Raw genomic sequence first — 13326 nt, 5'->3', positions numbered from 1 at the left:
GACGGGAGATCCGGGTCAGGCGGCCCGCCGGGCCAGCGGGCCGTCCGCGGCGAACGCCAGCGCCGCGAACCGCTCGCCGATCCGGCGGTGCGCGGCGGCGTCCGGATGGAGGCCGTCGGGCAGCGGCAGCTCGGCGACGTCGGCCTCGCCGTACAGCTCCCGGCCGTCCAGGTGGTGCAGGTTCGGGTCCTCGGCGGCCCGTGCGCGCACGATCCGGGCCAGCTCCTCCCGTACGACGCGCAGGGTGAGCTTTCCGCTCGCCGTCTCCGCCGGGTCCCCGGCGGCCCGGAAGCTCAGCCGGCCCTCGCCCAGGGCGGCCAGGTCCGGGACGCTGGGGCCCGGCGTGTCCTCGTGGATCGGGCACAGGATCGGCGAGACCACCAGCAGCGGTGTGTCGGGATGGCCCTCGCGCACGGTGTCGAGGAAGCCGTGCACGGCGGGTCCGAAGGCGCGCAGCCGCATCAGGTCCGTGTTGACGAGATTGATGCCGATCTTGACGCTGATCAGGTCGGCCGGGGTGTCACGCAGCGCACGGGCGGTGAACGGGTCGAGGAGCGCGCTGCCGCCCAGCCCCAGATTGATCAGCTCCACCCCGCCGAGGGACGCGGCGAGCGCCGGCCAGGTGGTGGTGGGGCTCGCCGCGTCGGAGCCGTGACTGATCGAGCTGCCGTGGTGCAGCCACACCGGGCGGCCCCGGTCGGGCACCGGCTCCACCGGCGCGTCGGTGCGCAGTGCGACCAGCTCCGTCGTCTCGTTGTGCGGCAGCCAGATCTCCACGTCCTTGTCGGCGTCCGGCAGCCCGGTGAAGCGGACGGTGCCGACCGGACCCGGCCGGTGTTCGGCCGTACCGGTGCGCAGGTCGATCGTGAGGGTGTTGCCGCCACAGGCCGTGGCGCGGCCGGCCGGGCGGCCGTCGAGGAGCAGCTCGTAGACGCCGTCCGGGCGTGGCGGCGCCCCGGTGTACACCCGCTTGGTGGGCAGGGTGTCCAGCTCCACGGCGGTGGCGCGGGAGCGGAACAGGACGCGTACGCCGGAGGGCTGGGACTCCGCCATGGCCAGCTGCGGGTCGGCGCACTGGGCGCGGGCCCGGGCCGGCAGCCGGTGCGGCAGCAGCCCGTGGGCGGTGCGCTCCAGGTCGAGGGCGCCACGGACGAGCGCGGCGGTGAGGGGGATGGTCTGCATGGTCGGCCTGCTCTTCGAAACGGGGGTCAGCGGGTGGGCCACGTGCGCAGCAGGGAGTCGAGGGCGTCCACGATGCGCTCCCAGGACTCCTGGGAGTCGGGGGCGCTGTGGCTGAATCCCCCGGCGGTCTCCAGGTCGACGTAGCCGTGGAAGACGCTGCCGAGGAGCCGGACCGCATGGGTCTGGTCGGGTTCGGACAGCTCGTAGCCGCGCAGCACGGCCCGGGTGAGCTGGGCGATCCGGACACCCCCGCTCGCGGCGGCGGCCTCGGCGTCCAGCGGGTGGCGGGCGGCCGCGGAACGGCCGGGGTGGGCGCGGGCGTAGTCGCGGAAGACATCGGCGAAGGCGCGCAGGGCGTCCTTGCCGGCCCGGCCGGCGAGCGCCTCGGCGGAGAGGTCGGCCAGCTCGTCCAGGGCGAGCAGCGCGATCCGGGTCTTCAGGTCCTGGGAGCTCTTCAGATGCGAGTACAGGCTCGCGGTCCTCACGTCGAACCGCCGGGCCAGCGCCGAGACGGTGACCTGGTCGAAGCCGACCTCGTCGGCCAGCTCCGCGCCCGCACGGACCAGCCGTTCCGTGGTCAGCCCTGCGCGCACCATGATCCCGCTCCCTCTGCCGACAGTGATTGCCTACTTTCCTAAACACTATAGGCAGATGCAAGAAGGTTATAGGTCGGCCGTGGACTCGCGGGCGACCAGGGAGAAGCGGCTGACGAACTCCTCCTGGTCCGCCACCGGGCCCGCCCCGCCCATCCGCGCGACCAGCAGATCGACCGCACGCCCGGCCATCAGCTCATGGTCCGGGTCCACCGTGGACAGGGAAGGGATCAGGAACGCGCTCTCGTCGACGTTGTCGAATCCGATCACCTTCACCTGCTGCGGCACCCGCACCCCGGCGTCGGCCAGGCCGCGCAGCACGCCGATCGCGACGGAATCCGTCACACAGAACACCCCGTCGAAGTCCAGCCCCTCCGCCACCATGGCCCGCGCCTGCCGGGCGGCCGCCGCCATGGTCAGCGCCGGAACCGTGCGCACCAGCTCCGGGGCGTCGGGCAGCCCGGCGGCGCGCAGCGCCTGCCGGTAACCGGTGTGCCGCAGGCTCGACACATCGACCTCCGTGCCCAGTTCCCCGCAGACGACGGCCACCCGCCGGCAGCCCCGCTCGAGCAGATGCCGGGTGGCGGCGGCGGACGCCTCGACATTGGGCATCGCGACATGGTCCACCGGACCGCCGAAGATCCGCTCGCCGAGGATCACCACCGGGTGGTCCACCCGGAGCGCCGCCACATCGGCCTGCCCCATGCCGACCGTGCTCAGGATCAGGCCGTCGTAGAGCCGGTTGCGGGACAGCGCCAGCGCCGCCAGCTCGTTCTCCCGGCGGGCCCCGGTCTGCTCGATGCTCACCCGCAGACCGTGCCGGCCGGCCGCGGCGATGAGGGCGGCGGCCAGCCGGCCGTAGTACGGCAGGTTCACCTCGGGCACGGCGAGACCGATGGTCCCGGTGCGGCCCGTACGCAGGTTGCGGGCCGCCACGTTGACCCGGTAGTCGAGCCGGGCCATCGCCTCCAGGACGCGCTGCCGGGTGGCCGGGCGGACATGGGGACGGTCGTTGATGACGTTGGAGACGGTCATCGCGGACACCCCGGCGGCCCTCGCCACGTCCTGGATGGTTGCCACGCTCACTCCCGCCCGTCGTCCTCCGCGAGACGATAGAGGGCGGCGCCGTGGGCGGGCAGGTCGACGGTCAGGTGACGGCCGTCGTGCCCGACGTCGGTGCGGCTCCACAGCTCCCGCACCCGGTCGCCGGGCCGGGCACCGACCGAGCCGAGCGGCACCTCGTACCGGCGGGGTGCGTCGGCCAGCGAGAACACCGCCGCGTAGCGGGTACGGCCGTCGGTGTCCCCGGCGGTCCACAGCACCAGGTCGCGCTCGCGCAGCACCTCGCGGTTGCCGGTGCTGTGCCACAGCACGGCCAGCGCCTCGGCGTTGGTGAGCAGTCCGATGGTCTCGGGCGGGCTGGTGGGCAGGTCGCCGCCCATCATCAGCGGCGACCGGGAGATCAGCCACAGGGTGAGCAGGCTGATCTGCTCGGGCCGGGTCAGGCGGCACAGCCGGTCGTCGCCGACTTCGGCACGGATGCCGATCCGGCCGAGGGGCAGCATGTCGGCGTCCGCCCAGCCGCCCGGGCCCTGCCAGGGGGCCCAGCGGGCCATCCGGGCGAACTGGGCCTCGACGTCCTCCCACCGGTCCCACAGGTCGTCGCAGACCCGCCACATGGTGGCATGCTCGCGCAGGTGGTCCAGGTGGGCCAGGGAGACGTCGGTGCCGGGGGACAGGCTCAGCTCCATCGGGCGTCCGCTGCGCTCGATCGCGCGGGCGTAGGCGGTGATCTCCCGTTCGTGGTACGGGCAGAGCATGTCGTCGGCCTTGATGAAGTCGACGCCCCACCGCGCGAACTGGGCCACCTGGGCGTCGTAGTAGGCCTGGGCGCCCGGATGGCTGTGGTTCAGGCCGTAGTTGTCGGTGTTCCAGGGGCAGACCGAGCCGGTGTCGGCGATCTGGTCGGCGGTGAACTCCGTACCGGCGACGGGCAGCCGGGCGGCGACGGCCCGGCGCGGGATGCCCCGCATGATGTGCAGGCCGAAGCGGAGTCCGAGGTCGTGCACCTGGCGGGCCAGCGGCGCGAAGCCCGCTCCGCCCGCGGCGGAGGGGAAGCGGTTCGGTGCGGGCAGCTGGCGGCCGTATCCGTCGAGGACCAGCGGGGCGTCCGGGTTGTAGCCGTGGGCGCGGGCGGTGGGCTCGTACCACTGGATGTCGACCACCACGGTGTCCCAGCCGTACGGGAGCAGGTGCTCGGCGAGGAAGGCGGCGTTGGCGAGCACCTCGGCCTCGGTGACGGTGGGGCCGTAGCAGTCCCAGCTGTTCCAGCCTATCGGGGGGCGGGAGCGCCGGTCGGGCAGGGGGCGGTCCGGGGGTGTCATCGGGGGCTTCCTTACTGTGCCGGGCCACAGGGGTCCGGACGGTGACGAAGGAGTGCGATGGCAGGGTGAGGCTTACCTCGGCGGGCCCTCCGAGATCCTTTGTATCGATAAAAAAGTCGCATCGGAGCGCGGGGGCGTCAAGGGGTGGGGCACGCCAGGACGGCGGAGGGACGACTTGTGTGGACACGGGGCGTGGTGCGACGCTTCGTGCGCCGGCCACGACCCCGGTCGGCAACGGCTGTGAGCAGGGGTTTCGTCAGTGCCGCAGGCCCTGTGCGAAACCCCCGGGACAAGACGGGGAGTGGCCCGATGGAGTTGGAGCTGCGGCATCTGCGGGTGCTCTGCGCGATCGCCGACGCGGGCAGTGTGGGCCGCGCCGCCGCGCATCTGGGGTACTCGCAGCCCGCCGTGAGCACCCAGCTCCGCCGCATCGAACGCCACCTGGGCGAGCCGCTGTTCGAACGCGGCACCAGCGGGGTGCGGCCGACCGGATACGGCGCCGAGGTCGTCGCCCAGGCCCGGGACGTGCTGGCCCGCGCCGACGCCATCGGCCACCGCCCGGCCGCCCGGCCCCGCCGTACCCTGCGCGTCGCCGCGACCAACTCGCCCATGCTCTCCGGCACGGTCTCCGGGATCCGGGCCCGGCTGCCGGAGCTGTCCCTCGCCGTCAACAGCGTCTACGCGTCCTCGCGGATCGTGGAGCTGCTGGAGGAGGGCGCGGTGGACGCCGCCATCGCCGCCGACTACCCCGGTATGGAGCTGCGGCACTCCGGCGCCGTGCGGCACCGCGGGATCGTCACCGAGCCGACGTTCGTGGCCCTCCCCGCCCGGCACCGGCTCCGCCAGTGCGCCCAGGTGCAGCTCGCCGACCTCGCGGAGGACGCCTGGTTCGTGACGCCGGACGACGGCGCGGGCTGGCCCGGGGTGTTCTACGACGCCTGCGCGGCGGCCGGATTCAGCCCGGTCGCCGTCCACGAGTTCCTCGGCGACCAGAACCAGCTGCAAAGCATGATCGCCGACGGTCTCGGGGTCTCCCTGGTGCAGCCGACCTTCCGCCCGGTTCCGCAGGTCGTCGTCAAGCCGCTGGCCGGCTCCCCGCTGTGGTGCCGCTATGTGCTCGCCTGGCGGCCCGACGCGGTCGACGACGAGGTGGTGGACACGGTGCTGCAATCCGCCACCGCCGCCTACCGCGACCTCGTCGCCCAGGCGCCCCACCTGCGCAGCTGGGCCTCGCGGACGTGGAGCGTCGCCGGGGCGTGAGCGGCCCGGCCCGCCCCGCGCCGACGGATCACGGGGACGGCGCGATGTTATGAGCGGCCGGTGTCATGTGCTATGTCACACGGCATTGTTGGCGCGGGTGACCCGCTGAGACAGTGCCTCACACGCCTCAACACCCCACAGAGGCGCATCTTTTCGTGGAGGACTCCCGATGCGCTATCGCTTCGCGCTGCCCGGACGCCTGGCCGGCGCCGCGGCCGTCTGCGCGACCGTGGCCGGTCTGCTGACCACCCCGGCGCTGGCGGCCCCCGGACCGCACACCGGCCCGGCCCCCGGATCGCACACCCGCCCGGCCGTCCCCTCGCCGACCGGCGCCGCCACCGCGGCCGACGAGCGCCCCGCCACCCAGCCCCGGCGGCTGAGCCCGGCCCAGCTCCCGCCCCGGCAGCCGCCGGCGGGCCGGCCGGCGCACCGCTCGCCCCGGGCCGCCTCCTGCACCCCGGCGGACTTCGGCGGCCGTACCGGTTCCGCCCTGGTCTCCTTCGTGCAGGCATCGACCACGGACTGCGTCAACACCCTCTTCTCGGTCACCGGCAAGGACGCGCACGACGTCTTCCGCGAGGCGCAGATGGCGACCGTCGCCAAGGCGTTCACCCGCACCGCCGGACGGTACGGCGGCGACAACTCCGGCAGCCTGGAGCAGCTGGTCCTCTTCCTGCGCGCCGGCTACTACGTCCAGTTCAACCACTCCGCGGACGTGGGGCCGTACAGCGCGCGTCTGACCACCGCCGTCACGGCCGGCCTGGACGCCTTCTTCGCCCGCCCGCACTCGGCGGACGTCAGCGCGGTCAACGGCGACATCCTCGGCGAGACCGTCATCCTCACCGACAGCGCCGACCAGCAGGGCCGCTACCTGGACGTCTACCGGCGGCTGCTGGAGGACTACGACAGCTCCTACGACGCGATCCCCAGCATGGTCCGGGCCGTCAACGACGCCTACACACCGCTGTGGCGCGGCAACTGGAACCCGGAGTACGTCCGGGCGGTCGAGGCCGACCCGGGCATCGTCGACACCCTGTACGACTTCGCCCTCGCCAACACCGACCAGCTGGGCACCGACCTGGCCTTCCTGGACGCCAACGCCGGGATGAACCTGGCCCGTTACGTCGAGCACCCCGAACTCCACGACGAGGTCGCGCCGTTGACCCGGGACCTGCTGCACGCGACCGCGATGACCGGTCCGACGGCCGCGCTGTGGGTGGCCGTGGCCACCCAGGCGAACTCCTACGACGCCGCGAACTGCGCGTACTACGACGTCTGCGACCTGCCGGCCAGGCTGACCGCGGCCGTGCTGCCGGTCACCCACCGCTGCGACGCGAACGTCACCCTGCGCGCCCAGTCCCTCACCGCCGCCGAGCTGGACGCGGCCTGCTCCAGCGTGGTGAACCAGAGCGCCTACTTCCGCACCCTGGTGAAGGCCGGCGGCCCGATACCCGGCCAGTACGTGTCCACGATCGAGCTGGTCGTCTTCGCCAGCCGCGCCGACTACCAGACCTACGCGGGCCCGATCTACGGCATCGGCACCGACAACGGCGGCATGACCCTGGACGGCAACCCCTCGGATCCGGCCAACCACGTCACGTCGATCATGTACCAGAAGAACTACGACGACGGCTTCACGGCCCGGATCTGGAACCTCAACCACGAGTACACGCACTTCCTGGACGCCCGCGACGACATGAAGGGCGACTTCGACCAGCAGGTCTCGGTGCCGGACGTGTGGTGGATCGAGGGTGTGGCCGAGTACGTCTCCTACAGCTACCGCAACCTGCCCGACGAGCAGGCGGCCCAGGAGGCGGCCAAGCACACCTACACGCTGAGCACGCTCTTCGAGAACACCTACGCGAACAGCGACGTGACCCGCACCTACCCGTGGGGCTACCTGGCCGTGCGCTACATGGCCGAGCGGCACCCCGACGACATCCAGCGCATGCTGGCCCGGTTCCGCGCCGGTGACTACGCCGGCGGCTATGCCGTCTACCACGACGGCATCGGCACCCGCTACGACGCCGACTTCGACCAGTGGCTCACGGCGTGTGCCGCGGGCGCCTGCGCCCGGCCCGCCAGGGCCTGAGCGCACGCGCCACAGCACGGCGGGCGGGCGCGCCGGCGCCCCCGCGGGCGGGGCCGCCGCGCGGGGGGCGGGGGGGCGGGCGCGCCCCCCCCCGCCCCCGCGGCCCCCCCCCCCCCCCCCCGCGCCCCCCGCCGCCCCCCCCCCCCCCCCCCCCCCCCCCGCAGCGCGTGTCGGGCCCGGCGTCAGACGGCCGTGGCCGGGTACGTCGGGTACTCCACGCCCGAGACGTGCTGGACGACCCGGACCACCTGGCAGGAGTAGCCGAACTCGTTGTCGTACCAGAGGTAGAGGATCGCGTTGTCGCCGTCGACCTTGAGGGCGCCGGCGTCCACGATCGAGGCGTGCCGCGAGCCGATGAAGTCGCTGGAGACCGCGTCGGGCGCCGTGGTGAAGTCGATCTGGCGCTTGAGCGGCGAGGTCAGCGACACCTCGCGCAGGTAGTCGTGCACCTCCTCCTGGGTGGCCTCGCGGGCCAGCTGGAGGTTGAGGATCGCGATCGAGACGTCCGGCACCGGCACCCGGATCGAGCTGCCGCTGATCTTCGCCTTGAGGTCGGGCAGCGCCTTGGCGACGGCGGAGGCGGCACCGGTCTCGGTGATCACCATGTTGAGCGGCGCGGAGCGGCCCCGGCGCTCGGACTTGTGGTAGTTGTCCAGCAGGTTCTGGTCGTTGGTGAACGAGTGGACCGTCTCCACATGGCCGCGCAGCACGCCGTACTCGTCGTCCATGGCCTTCAGCGGCGGCACGATCGCGTTGGTGGTGCAGGAGGCGCAGGACAGGATCTGCTCGTCCGGCTTGATGGTGTCGTGGTTGACGCCGTGCACGATGTTGGGGACGTCGCCCTTGCCGGGCGCGGTCAGCACGACCTTCTCGATACCGGGGCGCAGGTGCTTGGACAGACCCTCGCGGTCGCGCCACTTGCCGGTGTTGTCGATGAGGATGGCGTCCCGGATGCCGTACTCGGTGTAGTCCACGGCGCTCGGGTCGTCGGCGTAGATCACCTTGATGGCGTTGCCGTTGGCGACGATCGTGCTCTCGGCCTCGTCCACGGTGATCGTGCCCTGGAACTGGCCGTGGATGGAGTCGCGGCGCAGCAGCGAGGCGCGCTTGACGATGTCCTGGGCGCCGCCGCCGCGGACCACGATGGCGCGCAGGCGCAGCCCGTTGCCGGAGCCGGCCTTCTCGATGAGGAGGCGGGCGACGAGCCGGCCGATGCGGCCGAACCCGTACAGCACGACATCGCGCGGCTCACGGCGCTCGATCTTGTTGGCGCCGGTCGCGCCGGCAACGGCCTCGGCGGTGAACTCCTCGATGCTCAGGCCGCGGTCGTCGGCCTGGTACTGCGTGGCGAGCATGCCGAGGTCGATCTGCGAGGGCCCGAGGTCGAGGGTGGTGAGGGCCTTCAGGAACGGCATGGTCTCGGTGACGGACAGCTCCGCGCCGGCGATCTGCCGGGCGAAGCGGTGCGTCTTCAGGATGCTGACCACCGACTTGTTCACCAGGGAGCGGCTGTGCAGCAGGACGGTCACGTCCTGCTCGCGGTGCAGCTTCCCGATGAGCGGGATCATCGACTCCGCGATCTCCTCGCGGATCTTCCAGTTGGTGAACGAGTCGTCGTTGACAGTCACAGATCCATCTTTCGAGCTAGGCAGCGCTCAGATGATAACAACACCTCGGAGGGCCCCCGCGGGGGGTGCCGGGAGCCGGGAGCGAGCCGGGAAGTTTGCCCCGATTCCTGAATCGGGGTGGAAGTACGTAAGAAACCCGGGTCGCGATTTGCTCGTCTTACCCGGCGTGTTCAAGGTCAAGAGTGTGACCACCTCATCCGTACCCCGGCCCGAGCCGACCGCCCCGTCCGGTCCCCTCCGCCGTCCACCGGCCCTGCCCCGGATCGCCCGGCGCGGGATCCCCGAGGGGGCACTCCCGGCCCTCGCCCTGTTCGCGGCGGTCCGGCTCGCCGGGGTGCTCACGGTGATCCTCACCAACGCGGCGCGCGGCCACCCGCTGGTCAAGAACCTCGCCCACTCCTGGGACTCCCGCTGGTATCTGCACATCGCCGGCCAGGGCTACGGCCATCTCATCTGGATCACGCCCGAGGGCGCCGTCCAGGTCGACTGGGCGTTCTTCCCGCTGTATCCCGCCCTCATCAAGGCGCTGATCACCGTCCTGCCGCTCACTCCGGGCCAGGCCGCCATGGTCATCGCCTGGATCGCCGCGGGCGTGGCGGCGTACGGCGTCTACGTCATCGGCCACCACCTGTACGGGCGGGGTGTCGCCACCGTGCTGGTCGGGCTGTGGGCCGTCATGCCGCACGCCGTCGAACTGACCATCGCCTACACCGAGTCGCTGTTCGCCGCGCTCGCCGTCTGGTCCCTGTACTGCGTGCTCACCCGCCGCTGGGTGTGGGCCGGTGCGCTGGCCGCGGCCGCGGGCCTCTCCCGGCCCAGCGGGTTCGCGCTGGCCGGCGCCGTCATCCTGGCCGCCGCCGTCGAGGTGGTGCGGCAGCGCGGCCGGGTCCCGGCACGGCTGTGGGCCGGTGCGCTGCTGGCCCCCCTCGGCTGGTTCGGCTATGTGCTGTGGGTCGGCAGCCAGACCGGCGACGTGTTCGGCGGCTACTTCACGGTGCAGAGCGCCTGGGACTCGCGCTTCGACTTCGGCGTCGGCGCCCTGCACTTCGTCAAAGCCCTGCTGCTGCACGGCGGCGGCGTCGTCTACCCGGCCGCCCTGATGATCGTCGCCGCGAGCCTGCTGCTGTTCGCGCTGCTGTGCCTGGACCGGGCCCCGCTGGTCCTGGTGGTCTTCACCGGGATCCTGATCCTGCTCGTGCTCGGCGGCTCCGGCTCCTTCTCCTCCAAGCCGCGGTTCCTGCTGCCGGCCTTCCCGCTGCTCATCCCGATGGCCCGCGCGCTCACCCGGACCTGGCGGGTGCGGCCCGCCCAGGCGGTGGTCGTGTACGGCGCCCTCACCATCGTGTCCCTGCTGTTCGGCGCCTATGTGACGGCGGTGGCCCACTCCCCGCTGTGAGCCGCCACCGGCCCCCGTCCGCTCGTACCGACGGGGGCCGCGCCGCCCACCGGGCGGGCGCCGGAGGGCCCCGCCGCCGAAACGACGAAAGCCACCGGACGGCCGGTGGCTGGTGCCTGGATTTCCCCAGGGCCAAAGGACACGGCACGGGCGGCACGCCGACGCGGGAGCGTCCACGTGCCGCCCGGTTTCCCGGCGGAGCCGGGCCGTGCCGGTCAGCGCGGGTTGAACACCACGCTGGCGAAGTGCCTGCTGTCGGGCGCCGCATGGCCGGGGGCGAGCCGCAGCGCCGCGCCCTGGCACTTCTTCTTCGCGTAGACGACCAGCGGCTTCTTCGTGGAGTTGCGCGGGCCACGCGCCTCCTGGCCCATGTCGAAGCACTTGTTGTCCGGCGGGCTGTCGATGGCGTACGCCTTGCCCTGGGGGCCGATCCACACGAACGTGCCGTCCGCGGCGAGCGCGGAACCCATGGTGGTCACGGAGAGGACGAGCCCGCCGAGGACGGCGACGAGCGGACGACACAGACGCATGGAGATGTCCTTCGTGGTCCTTCGCGCGTGATCCCACGCGAAGCGAATGAGTGGGGGAAGCGGTCCGGGGCCGGACCGGGGAGCCGGCCGGGACCGCCACCGCCATCTCACACCCACGGCCCCGCGCATCCCCCGGGCCGACACGGATACGTCCACCGTTCGGGTGAGTACCCCACGAGGGGCCGCGCCCGGCCGAGACCGTCCCCTATGGGCGAGATCATCATATATAGGTAAAATCGAGGCGTTTGCCGAATGTTCAGGCGGGTGCTTCCCGGGCCCCGCCCTGCCGGAAGTGACCGATGCCCCGCAAGCGCTCCACGGACGACGGCGACGAGCTGCTGGCCAGACTCGGCTCGCTGACCGCCCAGGCACGTCAGCGCGCGGAGCTTCAGCGCACCCAGGTCGAGCTGGCCATCGCACTCCAGCGCGGCATGCTGCCCCGGGACCTGCCCACCGCACCCGGACTGCACCTCGCCGTCCGGTACGCGCCGGCCAACCTCGGCCTCAACGTGGGCGGCGACTGGTACGACGCGTTCACCCTCCCCGACGGCAGGATCGGGCTGTCCATCGGCGACGTCCAGGGGCACAACATCGAGGCCGCCGCCTTCATGGGCCAGGTCCGGGCCGGGCTGCGCGCACTCGCCACCGTCACCGGTGAACCCGGCGAGCTGCTGGCCCGCACCAACGAGCTGCTGCTCGCACTCGGCAGCGACCTCTTCGCCACCTGCACCTTCATGCGGCTCGACCCGGAAACCGGCGTGCTGGAGAGCGCCCGCGCCGGGCACATCCCCTCCGTGTGGGCCACGGCCGACGGAAAGTCCGGCGTCGTCGACGACGAGGGCGGACCGCCGCTCGGCATCGAGCGGGGCTTCGACTACCCCGTCACCCGGCACCGGCTCACCACCGGCGGAGTGTTCGTGCTGGTCACGGACGGGGTGGTGGAGGGACCCTCGCTGGCGATCGAGGCCGGCCTGGACCAGGTGGTGCGCCTCGCGGGCATCGCCGCCGTCGCCGGTCTGGCGGCCCCGGCACTGGCCGCCGCCGTGATCAAGGGCGCCGAGAGCGTCGGACACGAGGACGACGCCGCCGTCCTCGTCGTGGGCCTCGACGGGCCCGGCACGCGTCCCTGAACGGGCCCGGGCCGCCCGCCGCGGATCCGCCGCCCGGGCCGGGCGCCGGGTTCAGCCATAGGGCCGGACCGTGGCGTCTCTCGCCTCGCCGACCCGCGCCCGGCGGTGTGAGATTGCTGCTGTGGTGGGTATCGAGGAACTGCGCCGGCCGGGCGCCTATGCCGTCCAGGTGCTGGCCGTCGCGGCCTGCTACTACGTGGCCGGCCGGCTCGGGCTGCTGCGCGGGCTGTCCGTCGAGGGCGCCGTCGTCACCCCCATCTATCCGCCGACCGGCGTAGCCGTCGCCGCCCTGCTCATCCTCGGGCTGCGCTGCTGGCCCGGCATCACGCTCGGCGCCTTCTTCGTCGTGCTCTCCCTCACCACCCCCCACCTCGACGTGATCGGCGTCCTCTTCGGCAGCACCGTCGCACCGCTGTGCGCCGCGCTGCTGCTGCGCCGGGCCCGTTTCCGCCCCGACCTCGGACGGTTGCGCGACGGCGTGGCCCTGGTGTTCCTGGGCGCGCTGGGCGCGATGCTGATCAGCGCGACGGTCGGCGTCGGGCTCCTGGTGCTCACGGACAAGCTGGCCGCCCAGAGCTTCTGGCCGGTCTGGCTCGCCTGGTGGGTCGGCGACGCGATGGGTGTACTGATCGTGACGCCGTTGCTGCTCCTGTTGTACGGCGCGCGCCGGCTGCCGCCGCTGGGCCGCTGGAAGGAGGCGACCGCGCTCACGCTGGTCGCCTGCGCTCTCGTACCGCTGGCCGCCTTCAGCTCGATCAGCCTGCTGTTCCTCGTCTACCCGTTGCTCATCTGGGCCGCCCTGCGCTTCCAGCTGGTGGGCAGCGCGCTGTGCGCCCTGCTGACGTCCGTGCTGGCGACGGTCGCCGCGACGGACGGCGTCGGCGCCTTCGCCGGGCTCGACCGGATCGAGACCATGGCGAAGCTCCAGGCGTTCAACGGCTCCATGGCCCTCACCGCGCTGCTGCTGTCCGCCCTGATCACCGAGCAGCGCAACACCCGCAACTCGGTGGAGAAGGCATGCCAGGAACTGGTCGAGGTGCTGGAACACCTCACCGCCGGCGAGCCCCCGCCCCCGCCCCCGCGCCCGCACCCCGGCACCGACGAGCCCTTCGACCGCCCCTGGCCCTAGAT

Annotated in this window: 11 protein-coding genes; 5 read left to right on the top strand and 6 right to left on the bottom strand. The window is 72.7% G+C overall.

Going from position 1 to position 13326, the window contains the following annotated elements; all coding sequences use genetic code 11:
* Positions 1-15: 15 nt before the first annotated feature.
* The 4 genes from ACFVIU_RS06260 to ACFVIU_RS06245 all read right to left on the bottom strand — a co-directional run bounded on the left by ACFVIU_RS06260 (position 16) and on the right by ACFVIU_RS06245 (position 4159).
* Complete coding sequence (locus tag ACFVIU_RS06260) at positions 16-1182, bottom strand: GDSL-type esterase/lipase family protein (RefSeq protein ID WP_385840965.1); 1167 nt, start codon at positions 1180-1182, stop codon at positions 16-18.
* Positions 1183-1208: 26 nt separating this feature from the next.
* A complete protein-coding gene (locus tag ACFVIU_RS06255) occupies positions 1209-1778 on the bottom strand; it encodes a TetR/AcrR family transcriptional regulator (RefSeq protein ID WP_385840964.1) in 570 nt (189 codons plus the stop codon).
* Positions 1779-1844: 66 nt separating this feature from the next.
* Positions 1845-2855 carry a LacI family DNA-binding transcriptional regulator gene (locus ACFVIU_RS06250; RefSeq protein WP_385840963.1) on the bottom strand — a complete coding sequence of 337 codons (1011 nt, stop codon included), beginning with the start codon at positions 2853-2855 and terminating at the stop codon, positions 1845-1847.
* A gap of 2 nt (positions 2856-2857) precedes the next feature.
* On the bottom strand, positions 2858-4159 hold the full coding sequence (locus ACFVIU_RS06245; protein ID WP_385840962.1) for a glycoside hydrolase family 27 protein: 1302 nt from the start codon (positions 4157-4159) through the stop codon (positions 2858-2860).
* Positions 4160-4468: 309 nt separating this feature from the next.
* Here ACFVIU_RS06245 and ACFVIU_RS06240 point away from each other — a divergent pair, with 309 nt between their 5' ends.
* A complete protein-coding gene (locus ACFVIU_RS06240; protein ID WP_385840961.1) occupies positions 4469-5419 on the top strand; it encodes a LysR family transcriptional regulator in 951 nt (316 codons plus the stop codon).
* 169 nt (positions 5420-5588) lie between these two features.
* Positions 5589-7511: a collagenase gene (locus ACFVIU_RS06235; protein WP_385840960.1), complete on the top strand. Its 1923-nt coding sequence runs from the start codon at positions 5589-5591 to the stop codon at positions 7509-7511.
* A 182-nt stretch (positions 7512-7693) separates the two neighbouring features.
* On the opposite strand, the gene ACFVIU_RS06230 is transcribed toward ACFVIU_RS06235, so the two are convergent.
* A complete protein-coding gene (locus ACFVIU_RS06230; protein WP_385840959.1) occupies positions 7694-9139 on the bottom strand; it encodes a glyceraldehyde-3-phosphate dehydrogenase in 1446 nt (481 codons plus the stop codon).
* A 184-nt stretch (positions 9140-9323) separates the two neighbouring features.
* On the opposite strand from ACFVIU_RS06230, the gene ACFVIU_RS06225 reads away from it, so the two are divergent.
* Positions 9324-10535, top strand: a complete 1212-nt coding sequence (locus ACFVIU_RS06225) for a hypothetical protein (RefSeq protein ID WP_385840958.1) — start codon at positions 9324-9326, stop codon at positions 10533-10535.
* Between the two features lie 215 nt (positions 10536-10750).
* On the opposite strand, the gene ACFVIU_RS06220 is transcribed toward ACFVIU_RS06225, so the two are convergent.
* A complete protein-coding gene (locus tag ACFVIU_RS06220) occupies positions 10751-11065 on the bottom strand; it encodes a hypothetical protein (protein ID WP_385840957.1) in 315 nt (104 codons plus the stop codon).
* Between the two features lie 299 nt (positions 11066-11364).
* On the opposite strand from ACFVIU_RS06220, the gene ACFVIU_RS06215 reads away from it, so the two are divergent.
* Together ACFVIU_RS06215 and ACFVIU_RS06210 are read left to right on the top strand one after the other, a co-directional pair.
* The gene (locus ACFVIU_RS06215; RefSeq protein WP_385840955.1) at positions 11365-12195 is read left to right on the top strand and encodes a PP2C family protein-serine/threonine phosphatase; all 831 of its coding nucleotides are present in this window, start codon (positions 11365-11367) and stop codon (positions 12193-12195) included.
* A gap of 121 nt (positions 12196-12316) precedes the next feature.
* Positions 12317-13324 carry an MASE1 domain-containing protein gene (locus tag ACFVIU_RS06210; protein ID WP_385840954.1) on the top strand — a complete coding sequence of 336 codons (1008 nt, stop codon included), beginning with the start codon at positions 12317-12319 and terminating at the stop codon, positions 13322-13324.
* Positions 13325-13326 lie beyond the last annotated feature (2 nt).

Source organism: Streptomyces sp. NPDC127190, from assembly GCF_042672505.1.
Classification (GTDB): Bacteria; Actinomycetota; Actinomycetes; order Streptomycetales; family Streptomycetaceae; genus Streptomyces.
The sequence above is the reverse complement of the archived record's forward strand: the minus strand, read 5'-3'. Positions and strand labels throughout refer to the sequence as shown.

What these genes read in the sequence shown, in the direction of transcription:
- ACFVIU_RS06220 (WP_385840957.1), bottom strand. Translation starts at nt 11,065, where the DNA reads ATGCGTCTGTGTCGTCCGCTCGTCGCCGTCCTCGGCGGGCTCGTCCTC.
- ACFVIU_RS06235 (WP_385840960.1), top strand. Translation starts at nt 5,589, where the DNA reads ATGCGCTATCGCTTCGCGCTGCCCGGACGCCTGGCCGGCGCCGCGGCC.
- ACFVIU_RS06260 (WP_385840965.1), bottom strand. Translation starts at nt 1,182, where the DNA reads ATGCAGACCATCCCCCTCACCGCCGCGCTCGTCCGTGGCGCCCTCGAC.
- ACFVIU_RS06240 (WP_385840961.1), top strand. Translation starts at nt 4,469, where the DNA reads ATGGAGTTGGAGCTGCGGCATCTGCGGGTGCTCTGCGCGATCGCCGAC.
- ACFVIU_RS06245 (WP_385840962.1), bottom strand. Translation starts at nt 4,159, where the DNA reads ATGACACCCCCGGACCGCCCCCTGCCCGACCGGCGCTCCCGCCCCCCG.
- ACFVIU_RS06215 (WP_385840955.1), top strand. Translation starts at nt 11,365, where the DNA reads ATGCCCCGCAAGCGCTCCACGGACGACGGCGACGAGCTGCTGGCCAGA.
- ACFVIU_RS06255 (WP_385840964.1), bottom strand. Translation starts at nt 1,778, where the DNA reads ATGGTGCGCGCAGGGCTGACCACGGAACGGCTGGTCCGTGCGGGCGCG.